This is a genomic window from Luteolibacter sp., from assembly GCF_058122085.1.
On the sequence record NZ_JBIKBQ010000005.1, the window covers coordinates 1 to 14,923 of the forward strand.

The following is a 14,923-nucleotide window of genomic DNA, read 5'->3' on the forward strand; positions in this document are numbered from 1 at the left end:
CATGCGCTGAACGAAGATTCTGTTCACCTTAACGCCGAGTCGGGTTTCCCAGCGTTCGACGAGCGGAGCAATGGCTTCGCGGATTTGATGGCGATACCATTCTTCCACAAGCGCCTGGCATTTTTCTTGGCTGGTTCCGGGGCGCACTTGGAGGAGCAAGCGTTTATGGCGGATTTGGATGACGGGCGGAGCGTCCGCCTCGGTGACGTGGAGGAGGTAGCGCTTGCCCCAGATATAGTGGCTTTCGCGTTCGAGGAATTCACGTGGGGCTTCACGTTCTTGTTCCCGCATCTTTTTCTGCTCCTGGCGAATCCAACCGAGCTTGGTGATGGCGAATACACGGATGCTGTCCAGGCTCATGTGCGACGGAGCGGCGATGGTCACGCGGCCGGACGGTGGATGCACGCTGAGATGGACGTTCTTGATGTCCTTGCGAACCACGTCCACGGGCATTTCACCGAGCTGGATTTGCTGGGAGGACATCAGTATTCGGTTTGAGCAATGATCACCGGGAAGATGCGTTCGACTTCGTCTTCGTCAAAGCCGAGCACGGGCAGCAGCGCCTGCTTGATAAGGTTCTCCTTGGCCACGTTGCCGCGCCAGTTGTCGGGGCGCGAGTGCCGGACGGTGTCGTCGAGCGCAATTGCCATCTGGAGCCTTGTGTTCACATCCACGTTTCGCAAAACACTGGATTCTTCAGGTTCCGGCAGATTGCTGTAGAGCGCCCGCTTGGCAGGGGTGTCCAGCTCCGTGGGCGTGTCAGCTCCGGTGCCTTTCTGCACCGGCTTGATGACCTCCTCGGCGATTCGTTTGAGGAATTTCTCGTAGTTGATCCGCTTCGCCTTCAGGTCGTCGAGGATCTCCTTCAGGAGCGCGGACATCTTGTCGTAGAATGCCGGGTCGTTGAGATGCTCCTTGATGATCTTGCTGCGGACGTTGTTGGCGATGGTCTCGGCGACCGCATCCTTGTTCTTCCTCATGGCGCCCGGCAGTTGGGCGATGGCCTCGGCGAGCCCGCTTCGCTCGATCACTTCTATCAGCCCCATGTCGTCGAAGGCGGAAATCTTCTTGGGATCGCGGGCCTCGATGTAGGTGTCGATGAGGTGGCGCATGTCGGCCTCGTAGGCCTTGAGGTCGATAGTTTCGCCACTGGCGAGGCGAATGAGTTCGCGGAGATCCACGGCACTGTTGACGTCTACTTTGATTTTGGCGATCTGTGGCTCCTTGTAGCCCGCCTGCGGCATGTCGTCGGCAATGTTGGCATAGGCGCGCAGCAGGGCCGCCACTGCCTTGTAGAGGGCAAAGCGTTGGTGCTCACGTGCTTTGAGTTCCTCGGGGATTTCCACGTTGCCGCAGAAGTAGTGAATGAATGCCAGTTCGCGGTTGGGTTGGACGGCGGGCGGCTCCACCGGAGCGCAGAGAAGCTCCACGGTTTCCAGCGCTTGATCGAGACGCTCGCGGCCTTTCTTGAGGCGGTCCTGCATGAGGATGTCTGGCGACGCGCCGCCAGCGCTGTCGTCGAGTTCGGCGGAATAAACTTGGAGCGCGCCAGTGCCCTTCTCGTTGACGAGCTTCTTGAAGAGGTCCTTGTAGTCCACGATGTAGCCAAAGGACTTGTCGTCGCCGTCAAGACGGTTGGTGCGGCAGATGGCTTGGAACAGGCCATGATCCTGCATCGACTTGTCGATGTAGAGGTAGGTGCAGCTCGGCGCGTCGAAGCCGGTGAGGAGCTTGTCCACCACGATGAGCAGCTTCATGTTGGCTGGCTGCTTGATGAACAGGCGCTTGGCCTCGTCCTCGTAGGTTTCGGTCTGTGACTTGCCGGGCTTGGGCTTCACGTCCTTAAGGAGAGCGGTGTAGAGATTGTAGAGAAACTGCTTGTCCGTCTCCGTGTTCGCGCCGGTTTCCTCCTTGGTGACATCCTGGGCCTGCGGGTTGTAGGAGGTGACGACGGCACAGCGCCCTTTGAACGGGGTTTTCTGGAAGAGTTCATAGTAGCGGGCCGCCTCGTAGATGCTGGACGCCACGAGCATGGCATTTCCACGCTGGCTGATCAGGCGGGGTTTTACTCCGAAGTCGAAGAGGATGTCCTCGACCACACGCTCCATCCTTGAGCGCGAGCTGAGAACTTTCTGCATGGTCCCCCACTGTTCCCGCAGCGCCGCCTTCTGCCATCCGTTGAGTCCCTTGGTCTTGGACTCGAACCACTGGTCGATCTTGTCCTGCGAGCCGAGCTGTTGCTCGATATCGCGGGCCTCATAAACGAGATCCAGCACGACCTCGTCCGCCACAGCCTCTCCGAACTTGTAGGTGTGGATGTAGGAGCCGAAGACTTCCCGTGTGGTCTCATTGTCCACCTTGAGGAGCGGCGTGCCGGTGAAGCCGACGAACACGGCACCCGGCATCAGGGCCTTCATGGTCTTGTGCAGCTTGCCGCTCTGGGTGCGGTGGCACTCGTCCACGAAGACGAACAGTTCGCCGACGGCGGGGCTGGCCTGCTGCTTTAGTTCCTCGATAAAGGAGTCGAAATCATCCACGCCCTTGCGGCCGAACTTGTGGATCAGCGAGCAGAGCAGGCGCGGCTTGGCTTGGCCGAGTTGCGTCATGAGATCGCGGCCGCTGCTGGTGCGGTGGATTTCCTCGCCGGAGTCCTCGAAGACCCGCTTGATCTGTTTGTCCAGCTCGTCGCGGTCGGTGAGGATGAGCACGCGGGCGTTGGGCATGTTTTCGAGAATCCACTTGGCGAGTAGCACCATGACGATGCTCTTGCCGCTGCCCTGGGTGTGCCAGATGATGCCGCCGAGATATTTGAGGAGTCGTTCCTGAGAGGCCTTGATGCCGAAATACTGGTGCACACGCGGCAGCTTCTTGTAGCCGCCATCGAAGAGGATGAAATCGTGCATCAGCTCGATCAACCGGTCCTTGCGGCACATTTTCACGAGATACTTGTCGAGCTTGTAGCCGGAGTTGTCATCTTCCTCCTCCTTCCAGCGGAGGAACATCTTCTCCTCGGTCTTGATGGTGCCGTATTTGAGTCCCTCCGAATCACTGCCTGCAAAGACGATCTGGACGGTGGTGAAAAACCACTCGTTGAAATCCTTCGACTGATTGGAAAGCAACTGCCGGATGCCCTCGCTCATGGAGACGCTGCTTTTCTTGAGTTCGAGCACCGCCACTGCGATGCCATTGACGTAGAGCACGAGATCCGGCCTGCGCTCGTGGTTGCCGTGCAGTGTGACTTCCTCGACGATGACGAAGTCGTTGTTCTCCGCATGTTCCCAGTCGATGAGACTGACGGTATCCGTCACCTTGCCCGCCTCGGTCTTCACCGGGACGCCATAGCGGAGGAGAGAATACACCGCCTTGTTGTTGTCGTAGAGATTGCGGTTGGGATTCTCCGACTCGACTCGCAGAAGGTGGATGGCGCGACCGATCTGATCCAGCGTGTAGCCGGATTTGACCAAGTGGGCGGCCACAAGCTCCTCGTCGATGTTGCTGTTGTCGGCTCTATCCGAGCGGTTTCCGAGATAGCGATAGTTCAAGGCATCGCGGAAGAGGGCGACTACCCGGTTCTGCGTGTCGCGTTCGGATTTGACGGTTTGGAGGATTGACTTTGGCATTTTCAGATCGTATCGAGGTGGGTGTCCGGTGGTTGAAATTCGGCTCCATGCCGTGTGTTTCGGGTCTTTTTAGCCAGTGAAACCTATACCCACCGGATTTTTCATGGTGTCACCTCCCAATGACCTGACTTACGTGATCCCACTCGTTTCAAATACCCCTCTTGTTGAAGCTTAAGGATGCCACGCTGCACCGCGCTGGCCGATTTTGAAAGTTGACCGGCAAGTTCCGGAACTGTCAGGTTCGGGTGTCTCCCAAGCAAATCCAAGATCTGCACAGGCGTTTTTCCTAGCGTTTTTCCTAGCGTTTTTCCTAGCGTTTTTCCTAGCGCCCCCGCCCGATCCGTCGGGGCACCTGCCGCCGCTTCGCCGGCCTTGGCAACATGCTCAGGGTTCGCGTGGAAAGTGAGCATCAGGCCGGCCATGCCGAAATCGTAAACCGGCGGCTCGATGCCGTGGCCGAGGCATTCCTGGCGGATCTTCTCAATGCCGCGGCCCCAGGATTCGATGTAACCGGCCCGGAAAAACGCGTTCGCCACCAGCGGATTGTAGGGGCAGGATGGATGTTTTCCCAGCAGGCGCTCGATGGTCCAGTCCTGAGGCAGGAGGCCGGAATTCCAAAGGACAATCCTGTTGTGATAGACGCTGATCTGAATCGGGATGCCGCTGCCGTAGTCCTTGTGCACCACGGCGTTGAGGAGGGCCTCGCGCAGGGCGGCGTAAGGAAACAGAAAAGTCTCGCGACGGTGGAGTCCCTCGTAGCTGATGAAGGCCTTGAGATACTTGGTGTGCAGAAGTTCGAGCGTTTTCTCAACCTGCTCGAAGAGGTTGCCATGGATCTCATCCTGATAGCGGAGGTCGTCGTCGGTGACGAAGAAGCCGATCTTGATCCAAGCTCCGCTCACATATTGCTCCGGTCGGTCGGAGAACAGCAGGCAGGCGGCGCGTTTGACATGACGCTTTTCCAACAACTCCAGATTCCCGAGGATCACCGCCCGGCTGTCCCGCAACACAGCGCGATCCATACGGCCGCTCTGGGCGGCGCGCTGTTTGAAGAGCTTGAGCGCTGCGGCGCTGCACGACTCCACCTTGAACGACGGCTCCGGCACACCGTCCCAATGATGGCCGCGCTTCTTCAGGAGAAATCGCTCCAGCGCCGCGCCTTTGAGTTCCTGTTTGGTGCTGCCGCTGCGGTAGTGGTATTCGCCCTTGTAGCTGACCGGACTCGGATAGGCTTCCACCCGGATTTCCATCAGATTCTTACCCTGTTCCTTGACCAGATTCACGGCCACCATGATGCCCAGCACGTCGCGCACCTTGTTGGGCAGGTCCTCCAGCAGCTTTTTCGCGTTGGGAACGCCCACTGCCACCCCCTTGTCGTTCCTGCCGATCACCAGCACGCCGCCATCCGCATTCGCGAAGCCGCAGATCCAGCGCAGGTATTCATCCCGCCAGGTCTCTTTCCATTCGGTGTGTTGGGTTTCACTCACACCAATCTCGTCCTTCCGGTGAGGAGTTCCTGCATCATGCCCTGCTTGAGGGCGCGGGTCTTGTCCCGCCGCTGCTCCAGCGCCGCAAGCTCCAGGTCCATGTCGGAGAGAACCGTGGCGATGGCGGTTTGTTCGGGGAGGGGTGGGAATGGAATCTGTGTCTTCTTTGCCCCTGAAATTGTGTATGTGCCAACGGTTGTGCCAGCCGATCCGTCGGTAATCTGTTTCATCACCACCTTGGTCAGATACAACTGCCGAAGGAACTCGGCGGAGACTGCTCCGCGAATCTTGAACCAGATGATATTTCCGTCCTTGAAGTAGAACTCTTCCTCGTTCCTGACGACGTAAACTTTGCCAAGAGTTCCAACTCCTGTGACGAGCATGTCGCCCACTTCTGGAACGCCATGAGCTGTTCTGAATGAGTCATACAACGATTTGGCAATGAACAATTCGTTGTCCACTTGGCCGGTTTCTCCTAGGACCGCTAACTCTCTTGCTCGGTAGAACGGAACCCCTTCGGACCTCCACTCGCTTTGGAAGACGCGCTTGCTCGACGTTATCTCAAATAAGTCCCCCAGCCGCTTCGTCTCCCACTTTCCCGTGAATCCCGGAAGGCGGGTTTCGCCGGTGAGGAGCTGCTGCATGGCGGCCTGTTTGAGGTCGCGCTGCTTGGCGATGAGCCGGTCTATCGCGTCTAGCAAGGCGTCCACGTCCGATAAGGCGGTGGCGATGGCGCGTTGCTCGGGGAGGGGTGGGACAGGATAAAGGAAATCTACGGCATCGTTGATGTTGAACTGTTTCTGAGCCGTTCCGTATTGAACATGCTCAACCTGAAGTCTTCCATGCCTCGAATTCATTATACAGCAAAGCCAATGCGAGTCGAATGATGCATGCTTTCTAATGATCATCATCGAAGCGCAATTACTCTGATCCAAATCTGGCGGAACGACAGCGGCTACCCCTGGCTCGCCAACCCTTACCATGACAATGTCGCCTGCATTCAGACGTGATGCAGAGAGCACTTCATTACTGGCGGTTGTGATCTTATTTGAAGATGTCGAGTCGATGGAGTTTTCCGATACATTTGATCCAACCAGCATTGGAACTGTGCCATTTTGGTTGAAATATGTGGAAGGATTGATAACCAATCCGACGCTTTGCTTCGGTGATACACGCTTTAGTGGCTTCACCTCCCAATCCACGGGGATCAGTCCAATCTCGGTCTGTTTGTAGCCGGGTTTCGTTTCCATGATCATTTCGACTCTGAAGAACCCTCCTGAAGGCGCTTGAACTGCTTCAGCCATGAGGCAGGTGGCTTGAGGCACATGCCATCGGAGCGGACGAACGCGCATTTTCCGGGCACCGAATGGCTTGCGCAAATGCTAGGATTTGTGTGGCGGCAGCCTTCGGTTTGAGTTGTTGAATCCTTTGGCTTTAGCGGAGCATGAAAAATCCCTTTCTGTCTTTCTCTCGGTGTCATGCCTCCACCCCCATTTTTTTCAGGTGCTTCGCCACCTTGGCGGCGAGTTGTTCGACTTCGTCGGTGAGCTGCGGCAGCGGGCTGGCGTAGCGTTCGGCGAGTTGGCGGATGCGGCCGGTGAGGGTTTGGGAGACGCGGTCGAGTTCGCCCTGCACGGCGGCGGCGAGGGTGGCGAGCCATTTGTCGCTCACGACGAGGGTCTTGATTTCGTCCTCGGTGAGTTTGGGGTATTTGGCGGCGACCTTGGCGGTGAGGGCCTCCTGGGCGGTCTTGAGCTTCGCGCCCGTGTCCGACGCATTTTCCGCAAGTTTCACGTAGGCATGGAGCACCTTGCGTTCGTCGGCGGCGTCCGGGTCTTTCTTGATGTCCTTCAGGCGGGCGGCGGCGGAGGCTTTGGTGAGCTTGTCCTTGTCGTTCTTCGCCTCGGCCAGGAGCCCGTCCTCGCCGCCGTGTTCCTCGGCCATTTCCTCAAGTTCCTGCTCCAGCGCGGCGATCTCCGCTTCCAGCGCCTCGATGGCGGCCTGCTCCTTGGCGTAGTAGCGGGCGATGACGAGGGCGGGCGGGAGGAGTTCGGCGCTGTATTTCTTTTTGCCGATGGCGAAGTCCGGCTTGGCCTTGGTCTTCTTGCTCTTGTCCTCAATGATGAGCTGGGGCTGGGCGGCTTTCACCCAGCCGTCGGCGGCGATGAGGTAACAATCGTCCTGCTTGGTTTCCTCCCAGTAGTCCATGAGGTGCTGATAGACGTCGTAGGGATCGAGCAGGGGGGCTTTGAGGAAGGTTTCCAGCAGGTCCTCGGAAATGGTCTCGATGAGGGCCTTGGGCAGGGAACCGGCTTTCAGGGCGTTGAGCTGGGGCGTGACGGACTTTTTCCAGCGGGCGAAGAGCTTGGTGGCGGATTCGTTGAAGGCGGTGAACTCGCTGTGGCTGAAGATGGTGGCCTTGATGTCCGCCGCCGGGATGCGCAGCTGGCCGTAGCCGCGATGGGCGGTTTTCTTGAACAGGGCCGCACGCACGCCGGGGATGACGTCCCAGTAGGCGTGGAGGGCGTCGAGGTCGCGCTCGGGGATGCCGCCGCGCAGGTGGGCGGTGAGATCCTGAATGTCCTCGGCCTCGGTGCTGTCAATGTAACGGGGCAGGTTGAGGTTGTAGTCGTTTTTCGGATCGGCGATTTCCGAGACGGGAACCATGCGGGCATAGCCGGGCACTTCCATCTGGCGGTTGAAGGTATCGACGATGCGGTGGATGTCCTGCTCGCGGAGGCGGTTCTTGGGGCCGTCCTTGCGGAAGCCCTTGCTGGCATCGACCATGAAGATGCCTTTGCGACCGGGGGCGTGCTGCTTGTCGATAAGGATGATGCAGGCCGGGATGCCGGTGCCGTAGAAGAGATTGGCGGGCAGGCCGATGATGCCCTTGATGAGGCCGCGCTGGATGAGATTGCGGCGGATGACGGACTCGGCATTTCCCCGGAACAGGACGCCGTGGGGAAGGATGCAGGCTCCCTTGCCGGTGGGCTTGAGCGAGCGGATGATATGGAGCAGGTAGGCGTAGTCGCCCTGCTTGTCGGGTGGCACCCCGAATCCTTCGAAGCGCTGGAAGGGATCGTGCTCGGGATCGAGGCCGGTGGACCAGCGCTTGTCGGAGAAGGGCGGATTGGCGGCGGCGAAGTCGAAGGTTTTGAGAGAGTCGCCATCGAGGAAGAGCGGATTGGCGATGGTGTTGCCCTGCTTGATTTCCGCCGTGGGACAATCGTGCAAGATCATGTTCATGCGGGCCAGACCTGCGGTGGAGGAATCCTTTTCCTGACCATAGAGGGTGATCTTCACGCCCTTCGCGTGGAGGGCGAGGCTGGCGAGCTTGAGCAGCAACGAGGCGGAGCCGCAGGTGGGATCGTAGGCGGTGGTGTCCGAACGCAGGTCCGCCTTGTCGATGCCGAGGATGAGGGACATCACGCGGCTGACCTCCGCCGGGGTGAGGAACTGGCCCTTGCTCTTGCCGCTCTCGGTGGCGAAGTGGCGCATCAGGTATTCGTAGGCGTCACCGAGCAGGTCGTCGCCATCGGCGCGGTTTTTCGAGAAATCGAGCGCCGGGTTTTCGAAGATGGCGATGAGATTGGTGAGGCGGTCCACCATTTCCTTGCCGCTGCCGAGCTTGTTGGCGTCGTTGAAATCGGCGAAATCGGCCTGGGAGAGCTGGGGATTGGCCTTGGCGAGCGGGGCGATGATCTTCTTGTTGATGTCATCGCCGATGGAGGGGGTGCCCTTGAGGGCCGCCATGTCGGAGAAGCTCGCGCCGGCGGGGATGGTGATGGGGGCGTATTTCTTGCCGGCGTATTTGTCGCTGATGTATTTCAGGAACAGGAGGACGAGCACGTAATCCTTGTATTGGGAGGCATCCATGCCGCCCCGGAGTTCGTCGCAGGATTGCCAGAGGGAGGAGTAGAGTTCGGATTTCTTGAGGGCCATGAGGATTCGGGGCTGTGGGCGGACGGGAGAAACCCCCGTGCCGTGCTGTGGCGGGATTCCAGCAGGTCCGGTGCCGGGGCGCAAGGGGGAGCTTGGGGGGCGGTCACGATGACAGTTGAGCGTGACGCGGTGCCCGAGTCCTCGTGCGCCGGGTCAAGGCGGTGATGCGTCGGTTTCCGGGAGATGTGCGAGGCGCGGAACCCGTGTTACGTCGCGCACGACGATAAAAAACCCGGGCCAAAGGCGATGGGATCGAGTTTCCGGAGCCCTTACATCGCGCACACGCCATAAAAACCCGGGCCCATGGTAATGGGATCGAGTTTTCGACACTCTTACATCGCGTCATGGCACCGATACATCGTGCACGGGCAGTAAGAACCCGGGCCGGAAGCCTGTGGCCTTGATTATTTCGGCCGGCGTGCGATGAACGGGTAGCCAAAATCAACGACCATGGAAAAACTACGCGGCCCACTCATCCTCGAACGCGGCGAACGCTTTCTCAGGGTTTGGAAACACCAGGCCCCGGAGCAGGAGCGCTTCGCGGGAATCGACTACCAGGAACTCCATGCCGAGGTGGATGCGGCGAAGGGCGCGTGCGAGCGTGTGCGGGCGGCGGAGCTCTGGTTACGGGGCCTGCGACTGGAACGGGATCAGGCGGACCGGAAGCTTGCGAAGAAGCTGATGCGCGTGGCCGCCGGGGTAAGGGGAGAGCCCGCTTATGGCGAGGACTGCGGAGTTTACCGGGCGATGGGATTTGTGCCGCTCAGCGAGAACCGCAGCGGACGGCCACGGAAAAAGAAAGCCGCCAAGGCCCGTGAATGAGATAAGAGCTCTGATGGTGAGGCGGCACTCCAAGCCATGATCGAATCTTGACAATTCGCCGTTTCATCACAAATTTGTGACGTTATGAAGACAGCAACCGTCAGGGATTTACGCTACGATTTCCCGAAAATCGAAGCTTGGCTGGCTGGTGGCGAGGAAATCCTCATCACCAAGCATTCCAAACCCATCGCCCGGATTTCTTCGGAAATATCGGCGGAAAGGCCAATGCCGCCGCTGCCGGATTTTGCAGCCCGAAGGAAAGCCATCTGGGGTGATCGATTCTTCACCCAACAAGAGGTGGATGAAATGCGGGCGTTTGAAACTGGCGAACCATGACTCACTATGCCGACACGAGCTTTCTCTGCTCAATCTATCGAATTCAGGAACATTCCACCGTCGCCGATGTGATCCGTGAGTCCATGGACGAGCCACTGCATTTCACCAGCCTGCTGGAGTTTGAGTTTCTCCAAGCCATTGAACTCCAAATTTGGCTCCACTCGCGGGACAAAACCAAAGGCTACGCGCGGCGCGAGGCCGACCGCATGATCGCGGCTTGGGAAAGGGACATCGCCACCGGGATCAACCGCCTCGTTAGCTTCGACATGGATGCCGTGCTGCGCCACTCCCGCTCGCTCTCCGGCCAAACAGCCGCCAAGGGCGGCCACCGCACGCTCGACATCTTCCACGTGGCCACCGCGGTCCATCTCGGGGCGAGCCGGTTCCTGACATTCGACGCGCGCCAAAGGGCGCTCGCCATCCACGCCGGACTGGAAGTCCCGGAGTGATTCCGGTTAAGAATCCATGACGGATGAAATGGCTCGCACTCCTAACGCTGACCGCCGGGCTGCGAAATTGAAGGGACGGAGTGAGGAAACCGGGCGCCTAGTCAAGAAACGCAAGGTCTCTCGCGTCACGCGATTTCAGCACTCCTTTTCCTTGCCCGCCTCCACCCTGCCGCGCACTCTCCGCGCGTGGCGGACGAACTGGAAGAAAACCCCATGAGTGAACTGCTTCGGGCGCTGAACGCGGCCGATTGCTCGGCCTTGCTTGCCGCCGCCGAGGACATCCACTACGCCGACCTTGCGAATCTTTACGAGAATCTCGACGACGAGAAACGCGACCTGCTCCTGAAAACCATCGGCCCGGAGCTGGCCACCGATCTCGTCGCCGAGCTCCCCTACCCGCTCATCGAGGGCGCGCTGGATCATTTCAAGCCCGCACAGCTTCGCGTGTTGCTCGGAAACCTCTCCGACGACGACCGCGTGGACGTTTTCCAAGTCGTCAGCAAGGAAGCTCAGGTCCGTTTTTTCAGCCTGCTAGGCCCGCGCGACAAGGAGCTCACCCGCAACCTGCTCAAATACGAGGAAGACACCGCCGGCGGCCGGATGACCACCCACGTCGGCCGGATCACCGCCGACATGACGGTGAAACAAGCCATCACCGTGCTCCGCCGCGACCGCGATGACGCGGAGACGCTGGCCCGGATTTTCGTGGTGGACGAGCAAGGTCGCCTCGTCGGAAAAGTCCGCCTCCGCGACCTCGCCTTCAGCACCTGGGACACGCCGGTCCACGACATCATGGAAGCGGCGGACGAGTATGTCCTCGCCTCCGCCGACCAGGAGGAAGCCGCGCGGACCTTGTCGAAATACGACCTCATCGTGCTGCCCGTGGTCGATGAATTCCACCACCTGCTCGGCGTCATCACCTACGACGACGCGTTGGAAATTCTCCAGGAAGAGTCCACCGAGGACATCGAAAAACTCTCCGGTATCGGCGGCGAGCAATCCGACGTTTCCTATCTGAACACCAGCGTCGCCCTGCAATTCCGCCGCCGCGTCTCGTGGCTCGTGGGGCTGGCCTTCGTCTCGATCGGTTCGGGCTACGTGATGTATCGTTTCAGCGAGGTCTTGGAAAAAGCCTTCGTCCTCGCGCTGTTCCTGCCGATGGTCGTCGCCGCCGGCGGCAACTCCGGCGGACAAGCCGCCACCATGGTCATCCGGGCGATGGCGCTCGGAGAAATCAGCACCGGCAACGCGCTGCGGATCGCTTGGAAGGAGGCCCGCACCGGGGTGCTGCTAGGGCTCACGCTCGGCGTCACGATGGCGGCGTTCATCAGCTTCATCCTCCCCCACATGCAGCAGGGAACGGGCGCGGATTTCGATTTCCTCCACCTCGCCTTCGCTGTTTCCGCCGCGCTCACGGTCCAGGTCCTGTCGGCGACCGTGCTCGGCGCGTTGCTACCGATCGCCGCCCGCTCGATCAACCTCGACCCCGCCGTGGTTTCCGCGCCATCGCTCGCTTCCACCGTCGATGTTTCGGGCATGATGATTTACTTCACCATCGTCGGCGCGGTCCTGCGCCTGCATTGAGCGGCGCCTACATACAGGTCATTTCAAATCGCCCAGCCGCTGGCGGCACCACGCGAGCGCCTCGCTGTATTCCTCGCTCTTCGGGCGGGATGCCAGCAGGCTTTCCCACATGCCGACCGCGTCGGAGAATGCGTGAACAGCATCATCCTTGCGGTTGGCGAGTTGCAGCGCGTGACCGAGATCCCCGAGCAGATAGGCGCCGGAGCTCTGCAACTGCTCGGGCCGCGGGGCGGCGGCCGACCTCCCCGCTTCGAGCTTGCCGAGCAAGTCGCGGGCCTTCCGGATCAGCGCGATCTCCTCGTCGAGCCTGCCGGCCATGCCGAGCATCCGGCCCTTTTGCCACCATAACAGCGCCAGCCGATAGGAAACCATCGCGTTGCCGGGGGCGGACGCGCGGATGCCTTCGAGCATCCGGATCCCCTCGTCGTAGTCCGTCATCGCCTCGGCGGAAAATCCCCGGTCGCGCTGGATGCCGGCACGCAACCCGAGCTGGGAGGCTTTCCTTGAAACCGCTTCCGCATTGTCCGGCTGCTCGACCACCAGAAGGTCCAGCAGTTTCATCGCCTCGGTGGAGAGCTGTTCCGCGCCCGCGATGTCGCCGGAAAGCACGGTGGACTCCGCCATCGCCGCGTAGCATCCCGCCAGATCCAGGCGCAGCTGGAAATCACCGGGCTTTTCCTTCAGCAGTTTCGCCAACTCCACCGTGGCGAGCGACCGCACTTCACGCGCGTCTCCCAGACTTCCCATGCCTTCGAGGATCGTCGCGGATGACAAATAACAGGCGGCGAGCTCGGACCGCAGGATCGCCGCGTCAGGCCGCTGGTCGGCGATCCGGTTGAGGGTCTGCGTCGCCCGCATGAGTTGTTCCAACGCTTTCGCATCCTCGCCCCGCGCGGCCAATAATTTCGCCTCGTTGAAATCGAGGATGGCCAGCAGCTGGTCCAGACGCTCCGCATCCACCTCGGTCCGGGAAACCGCGGCGAGCGCCTTGCGCGCGGCGACGAACGAAGGCCCGGCCTCGGCGTCGCCGTTCGCCTGCCGGAGCAAGGCGAGAAGCAGCGAGTTCGTCGCCATGCGGAATTTCAAATCGGCATCCATCGGCAGGGCGGCCCACGCCGCGAGCGCTTCTCCCAGCCGCTTGCTGGCGAGAGGGGCATCGCCCGCAGCCAGTGAGATTTCCGAGAGTTGCAGCCGGGCCCGCGCCCGCTCGTCGGCCAAGGCGGAAATGTCCGCGGTGCGGGTGAGGAAATCCTGGAAATAGCGCTCCAGCCGTTTCAACCGCAGCTCGCGGCCGTCGAGCGGCGGCAGGCGGCGGTTGCCCTTTTCCATCGCCCATGCGAACAGGCGATCGCCGATCAAGCGCGACGCCTCCAGCCGCGCCATGGAAAGTTCCTGCTCGTAGCGGAGCGCCTGCTGCGCCTCGGCCATTTTCGCCTCGGCCTCCGACTGCGCGGCCTCGGCGGAATCCCGCGCCACGGTGAGCGCCTTCGCATCGTCTTTTCGCTCGCGGCGTTCCTTGATCAACTGCGAACCGGCCAACTGCCACAATCCGCCGAGCACCACGGCCGTGGCGGTGGCGGTTCCCGCGAAAAACAAGGTCCGCCAGGCGCGCCGTACCGCCCGGCGGCGCTGGTCCGTCAGCACCTCGCGCTCGGCGGCGAGCGTCGCCTTGTTTTCGATCGCGTCAAACCCCGCCGCCACTTCCATCATCGTCGCCGGGCGCTTCGCCGGGTCGAGCGGCAGGCAGCGGTCGATCCATTCGCGGAATCCCGCTTCCAGCGCGTTTTGTGCGGCATCCGGCCAGCTCACTTCCGGTTGGGAGTCGAGATTTCTGGCGATTTTCAAAAGGTCCGCCTGGATTCCGTCCTTGCGGATCACCCCCGCCGCCGGTGCGACGAAATCGAAGGTCTCGTGACATCTCGGAAAACGGCCGGTGAGGATGCGATAGGCCAGCACCCCGAACGAGAAAACGTCCCAGCGGTAGCCCGCCTCATCCAGATAGCCGGATGGATCGCGGAGCTGCTCCGGAGCCTGATAGAGCACCGCGTCCGTGAACTGGAAATCCTTCACGCCCGGCATGTTGCCCATCGTCCAGTCGCTCAGCAGGGCTTCGGCATCGTCGGTGAGAAAGACATTCCCCGGCTTCAAATTGCCGTGAGCCACGCGCCGCTGGTGCATCCCGGCGAGCGCGCGGGCCAGCGACCTCACCAATTTCCACGAGCCCATTCCGGGATGGTCGCCGAGCCGCATTTGCAAACTCCGAGGAGCCTCATCCGCCATTTGCGGCGTGAGCCAAAACGGCTGCTTCGCCTCGAAATTTCTCGAAATCACCGGTATCACTCCGGCCGGCCACCCGTCGGTTTCAAGCCGCCCGGTCATTTTTTCCAGAAGCTGCCGGGAGATCGCGCGGTCATCGAAAACCTTCGCCACCCGCTCCTCCTCCACCTCATAAACACGCCCGCAACCGCCGTAGCCGACCAGCTCCCCCAGTTCCAATCCATCGACTTTCGAAGCTTCCATCGGCAGCCCTTCTAAGTCACAAACCCCTCCGCGCCAATTCCGAAGGTGGAATTTTTGCCATCCCCTCAAACCCGCCGCAAGGACTCCCAAAGACCCGGGCAATCCACTTGAGCGCCACTCGTCCCACCGGAAAAAGCTCAGCCAGAACGCGAAAGAAGCCGGG

Annotated in this window: 10 protein-coding genes; 4 read left to right on the top strand and 6 right to left on the bottom strand. The window is 60.6% G+C overall.

Going from position 1 to position 14,923, the window contains the following annotated elements:
* The 5 genes from AC4DF4_RS01460 to AC4DF4_RS01480 all read right to left on the bottom strand — a co-directional run.
* On the bottom strand, positions 1 to 483 hold a 483-nt coding region (locus AC4DF4_RS01460; protein WP_490046333.1), incomplete at its 3' end, for a M48 family metallopeptidase.
* Complete coding sequence (locus AC4DF4_RS01465) at positions 483 to 3,620, bottom strand: type I restriction endonuclease subunit R (RefSeq protein ID WP_490046334.1); 3,138 nt, start codon at positions 3,618 to 3,620, stop codon at positions 483 to 485. The genes AC4DF4_RS01460 and AC4DF4_RS01465, both read right to left, overlap by 1 nt.
* A gap of 101 nt (positions 3,621 to 3,721) precedes the next feature.
* Positions 3,722 to 5,107: an ATP-binding protein gene (locus tag AC4DF4_RS01470; protein ID WP_490046335.1), complete on the bottom strand. Its 1,386-nt coding sequence runs from the start codon at positions 5,105 to 5,107 to the stop codon at positions 3,722 to 3,724.
* A complete protein-coding gene (locus AC4DF4_RS01475) occupies positions 5,104 to 6,357 on the bottom strand; it encodes a restriction endonuclease subunit S (protein WP_490046336.1) in 1,254 nt (417 codons plus the stop codon). Before AC4DF4_RS01475 ends, AC4DF4_RS01470 begins: the two co-directional genes overlap by 4 nt.
* 226 nt (positions 6,358 to 6,583) lie before the next feature.
* Positions 6,584 to 9,049 (bottom strand): N-6 DNA methylase, encoded by a 2,466-nt coding sequence (locus AC4DF4_RS01480; RefSeq protein WP_490046337.1) that lies wholly within the window; start codon positions 9,047 to 9,049, stop codon positions 6,584 to 6,586.
* 450 nt (positions 9,050 to 9,499) lie between these two features.
* Between AC4DF4_RS01480 and AC4DF4_RS01485 the strand changes: the two genes are divergently transcribed.
* The 4 genes from AC4DF4_RS01485 to mgtE all read left to right on the top strand — a co-directional run bounded on the left by AC4DF4_RS01485 (position 9,500) and on the right by mgtE (position 12,240).
* Entirely contained in the window at positions 9,500 to 9,871 is a 372-nt protein-coding gene (locus AC4DF4_RS01485) for a hypothetical protein (RefSeq protein ID WP_490046338.1), read from the top strand.
* Between the two features lie 84 nt (positions 9,872 to 9,955).
* Complete coding sequence (locus AC4DF4_RS01490; protein WP_490046339.1) at positions 9,956 to 10,207, top strand: type II toxin-antitoxin system Phd/YefM family antitoxin; 252 nt, start codon at positions 9,956 to 9,958, stop codon at positions 10,205 to 10,207.
* Positions 10,204 to 10,656, top strand: a complete 453-nt coding sequence (locus AC4DF4_RS01495) for a PIN domain-containing protein (RefSeq protein WP_490046340.1) — start codon at positions 10,204 to 10,206, stop codon at positions 10,654 to 10,656. The genes AC4DF4_RS01490 and AC4DF4_RS01495 overlap by 4 nt, the downstream gene beginning before the upstream one ends.
* 213 nt (positions 10,657 to 10,869) lie before the next feature.
* On the top strand, positions 10,870 to 12,240 hold the full coding sequence (gene mgtE, locus AC4DF4_RS01500; protein WP_490046341.1) for a magnesium transporter: 1,371 nt from the start codon (positions 10,870 to 10,872) through the stop codon (positions 12,238 to 12,240).
* A gap of 18 nt (positions 12,241 to 12,258) precedes the next feature.
* On the opposite strand, the gene AC4DF4_RS01505 is transcribed toward mgtE, so the two are convergent.
* On the bottom strand, positions 12,259 to 14,760 hold the full coding sequence (locus tag AC4DF4_RS01505; protein ID WP_490046342.1) for a protein kinase domain-containing protein: 2,502 nt from the start codon (positions 14,758 to 14,760) through the stop codon (positions 12,259 to 12,261).
* Positions 14,761 to 14,923 lie beyond the last annotated feature (163 nt).